The organism is Mycobacterium haemophilum DSM 44634, from assembly GCF_000340435.2.
Taxonomy (GTDB): domain Bacteria; phylum Actinomycetota; class Actinomycetes; order Mycobacteriales; family Mycobacteriaceae; genus Mycobacterium; species Mycobacterium haemophilum.
Map to the genome: position 1 here is coordinate 3980280 of NZ_CP011883.2, position 4485 is coordinate 3984764.

Annotated in this window: 1 protein-coding gene; it reads right to left on the bottom strand. The window is 63.7% G+C overall.

Annotated features, from left to right (window positions below):
• Positions 1–10 precede the first annotated feature (10 nt).
• Entirely contained in the window at positions 11–4480 is a 4470-nt protein-coding gene (locus B586_RS18710) for a type I polyketide synthase (RefSeq protein WP_054879150.1), read from the bottom strand.
• Positions 4481–4485: the final 5 nt, after the last annotated feature.

The following is a 4485-nucleotide window of genomic DNA, read 5'->3' on the forward strand; positions in this document are numbered from 1 at the left end:
CCGATCCTCCTCAGCCGGCGTCCAGGCTCGACAGGTCCACCAGGGCGCCCGCTTGGGGTGCCCCAACTATTTCGCTCTCGTCGTGTTGGTCCTGCTGCATCGCGATGCCCTCCTGGATCAGCTTGCTAAGCGTGGCCGGGAAGGACCGCGCGAGTGCTTCTGCCGTTTCTTGCGGGATCCGGCGGGTGTCGTACCACCAATCGAGATGCAGTGAGCCACCAGATCGATACGCCCGAAGTTCGATGGCGTGGCCCAGCCCGGGGATCGGTTCTCGCACCGGAAGCGTCGCGTCCGAGTCGAACTGTACCGGAGCATCGACGGACGGTAGCTCTGGGATCACGCCCGCGTACCGGAAGTGGATGTCGGGTGTGCGCTGCGCCCCTAGGACGCGCCCGGTCGGCGCGTACACATACCGCAGCAGACCGTACCCAATTCCGTAGTGCGGAACGGATTTAAGGGTGTTATGAACGGCGTCTAGCTCCGCAAGCGCGCCCTGCCCCTTGGCACATGTCAGCGGAACCGGGTAGTACGTCGTGAACCAACCGACTGTTCTGCGCAGGTCGACATCCGGCCGTAGCACCGAGCGGCCTTCGCCCTCGAGCTCCACGGTGACCACGCCGTCACCGACCGCCTGAGCGATTGTGCGGCCAAGCGCGGCCAGCACGATCGCTTGAATCGACCGTCGGAACCTGCGCCGGGCATCATCTAGCTGAGATGTCTGCTCGCCGCTAAGTGTGCACGACACCTTGGTCAGATCGTTGGCGCCGGGCGGTTGGGTGGCATCGATACTGGGTGCATTGGGAATGGCATCGGTCGGCCACAAATTCACCTTGTTTGCATTCTCGATCCAGAAGGAGCGACTATCGAGAGCTGCCGGATGCGTCGCGAGGGCCGCGCAGCGCAGTGACCATTCCCGCCACCCGGTGGTGACCGGTTCCAACGCGATCTCCTCGCCTGCCAGCCGTTGCCCAAACGCGGTGACGATGTCGGTCCCTAGGATTTGGCGCGATGCGTCGTCGGCGACCATTTGGTGCACGACAAGACCCAGGTAGTGCGGACCACCGTGGGGGGTAGTGATCTGCACGGCGGCCAGCGGCCCATCCGAATAGGCTTGATTAGCCCCATTTTCGGCTATGAGTTCGTCCAGGATGCTGGACACCGCCGCCCGCTCCTCGGCACTGTCGGCGGCTACGTCATCGGGAAGCGACCGGGTCGAGAGCCGGGTGAAGTCCGCGGGCCCCGCGATGTGCTGCTCCCACAGTCCGTCGTTGTCGATCAGGTTGAGGCGCAACGCGTCGTGGTGGTTGACCACCGCAGTCAGCACCGCTCGAATGTCGTCTGGCGTTACCTTGGGGTCAAGCCGCAGGATCAGCGGGACGCACCAGCGGCCGATGTCGCGCAACCCCCGCTCAACGAAGTAAGCGATGTTGGGCGGAACCGCCGGATGCGCCGCGGCCTCCGGTGGTTTCGCCAACCCGCTCGACGCGAATGAGGCATCGACGGCGGCCGTCAGCGAGGCCAGAGTCGGGTGTTCATACATATCCTGCGGTGTGATGGTCATGCCTTCGTTGGCCGCGGCCATCGAGATGCTGATCGCCATCAACGAGTCGCCGCCGAGGTCAAAGAAATTGGCGTTCCGATCGACCGAACTGACACCTAGGCACTGTGACCAGATGCGCTGCAACGTGGCCTCGGTCTGCGACGCCCCGCTGTGCGCCCCATCGACGGTGGCCGCAGCCCTAGCGCCGATCGGTGCGTCGTTGCTCGTGCCGGGAACCTGCGTCCAGACCGTGTGCTTCGGTTCGACCCAATACCGTTGGCGGGCAAACGGATAACCAGGCAAGGAAACCAGGTGCGGCCCGGAATTGAGATTGGCCGAACGCCGCGGCGTCCAGTCGACTTCGACTCCAGCAGACCAGAGTTCACCCAGCGCACGCAGGAAAGTGTCGCGGTCATCGGTGTTCTGCAGCGGGTGGCGCATGAGCCGAACGGTACGGTGCTCACTCGACCACTTCGAGTGACGCATCGCCGAACCGGTCAGGCTGCCGCCGGGACCAACCTCGACCAGGACTCGACCCGGTTGCGACAGCACCACGTCGAGCTCGTCGGCGAAGCGGATCGTGGAACTGATTTGACGTGTCCAGCTTTCCGGATCGGTGACCTGCTGCTCGGACATCCAGGTTCCGGTGAGGTTGCTCAGCAGCGGCGTGCTCGGAACGCGGAGCTGTTGGCGGGACAGGAATTCGGAGAATTCTGCCAGCATGGGATTCATCGAACTGGTATGGAACGCATGAGTTGCGCGGACCCGCCGGACGGGTATCCCCGCCTCGTTAAGACGTTGGCTGAACGCGCGAATCTGGTCTTTGGGCCCGGCGACCACGCAGTTACCCGGATCGTTCACGGCAGACAGCTCGACGCCCTTGGCCGCGTATTCGGCGAGATACTTGGTGATGTCGTCGGGGCCCAGCGCCACCGCGACCATGGCACCCGGCGGCGACTCATGCATCAAGCGGGCACGCAATGACACCGTTTTGATCGCCGTCTCGAGATCGAATACGCCGGCCAGGGTGGCTGCGATGTATTCGCCGGTGCTGTATCCGATGTATGCCCCGGCGCGCACGCCGTAGCTGTCAACCAATTTCGCGAGCGCATATTCCACCGTGAACAGCGCTGGTTGCGAACGGTCGATGCGCTCCAGATCCGTTGCGGTACCGCTGAATATCGCGGAGTGCAGGTCTAGGTCCCCCATCGCTTCGCGGAATCCCGCGGCGCAGGTGTCGAAGTGTTCAGCGAAGACGGGTTCGGTGTCGTAGAGCCCTTTGGCCATTTCGACGTGCTGAGCACCCTGCCCGGGAAACAGGAAAACGACGCGGTCTGAGGAGGATTCAGTTGCGTCTGCCGATTCGCCGACGAAAACATTGTCGTGCTCGGCCGCCCGCAGGACGGTGACCGCATGCTCCCGGTCACGAACGACGGCGGCCATGGTGACGTCGTGCTTGCGGCGACGAGCCAGCGTATAGGCGACGTCGGACAGGTCCGGGCCGCCTGATTTTTCTAAAACCGTGGCCAGGGCGGCCCGTGATTCGCCAAGCGCCGCAGCGGTTTGCGCCGACAGCAAGATCACCTGGGGGCCGGTCGGCGCGGCGTGCGCAGGAACTTCCGGCGCTTCCTCGAGTATGACGTGGGCGTTGGTACCACCGACCCCGAATGAGCTGACCCCGGCCCGACGCACGCCGTCCCACTCCCATGGGCCGTACTTGCTTTGCACGACGAATGGAGTTTGGTCCAGACGCAGTTCCGGGTTCGGACTGGTGTAGTGCAGCGTCGCGGGAATCGCTTTGTTCTTCAGGCACAGAATCGTTTTAATCAGACCCGCGATTCCGGCGGCGACTTCCAGGTGGCCGATGTTCGATTTGACCGACCCCAGCACACATGGGCCCGGGCGGGGTGTCTGCGATACTTCGAATGCCGTTTTCAGCCCTTGGATTTCGATGGGGTCACCGAGCGGGGTGCCGGTTCCATGGGTCTCGACATAGCTCACGGTCGACGAATCGATGCCGGCCACCGCATGGGCTTCGGCGATGACATCGGCCTGAGCGGCCGGATTGGGCGCCGCGTAACCCATTTTCATGGATCCATCGTTGTTGATCGCCGATCCGCGGATGACAGCGTGAATTCGGTCGCCGGCGTCGATAGCGGCCTGTAGCGGCTTGAGGGCCACCAACGCGACACCGCTGCCGAAGACAGTGCCGTCGGCTCGCACGTCGAAGGGCCGACAGTGGCCGACAGCCGACACCATCGATCCCGGCGAGTTCCAGTAACCGACACGGTGCGGGATGCACAGCGACGATCCGCCGGCCAATGCCATGTCACATTCACCGGACAGCAGACTCAGGCAGGCCAGGTGCAGCGCGACGAGCGACGACGAGCACGCGGTTTGCACCGCGATGCTTGGGCCCCGCAGGTTGAACGCGTGCGATATCCGAGTTGCCAGAAAGTCTTTGTCGTTCTGTAGGAACAGACTGAATTGGTCGAAGTTGAGTCCCTCAGCCAAAACGGCGTGGGGGTCGCGCTGCGACAACAGGTTGTGCAGGAGATAGCCGCTGGGAGAGCTGGTTCCGTAGACGCCGATCGAGCCATCGAACTGCGCCGGGTCACAGCCTGCATCCTCTAGCGCATGCCAGGCGCACTGCAGGAACAACCGGTGTTGTGGATCCAGTACCTGCGCGGCCAGCGGCGGCAACCCGAAGAAGTCGGCGTCGAACTCGTCGATGCCGTCGAGTAGCGGTGCGCGACGCACGTACGCCGGATCGGCCAGTGTCTTGTCGCTGACACCATTGTCGCGCAGCTCTTGCTCAGACAGGGTGACGATCGACTCTTTGCCGCGCCGAAGGTTGGTCCAGAACGCCGACACATCGTTGGCGCCCGGAAATTTGCCGGCCATGCCGACCACCGCGATCGCGTTGTCGGGGGTGTTCACTGGTT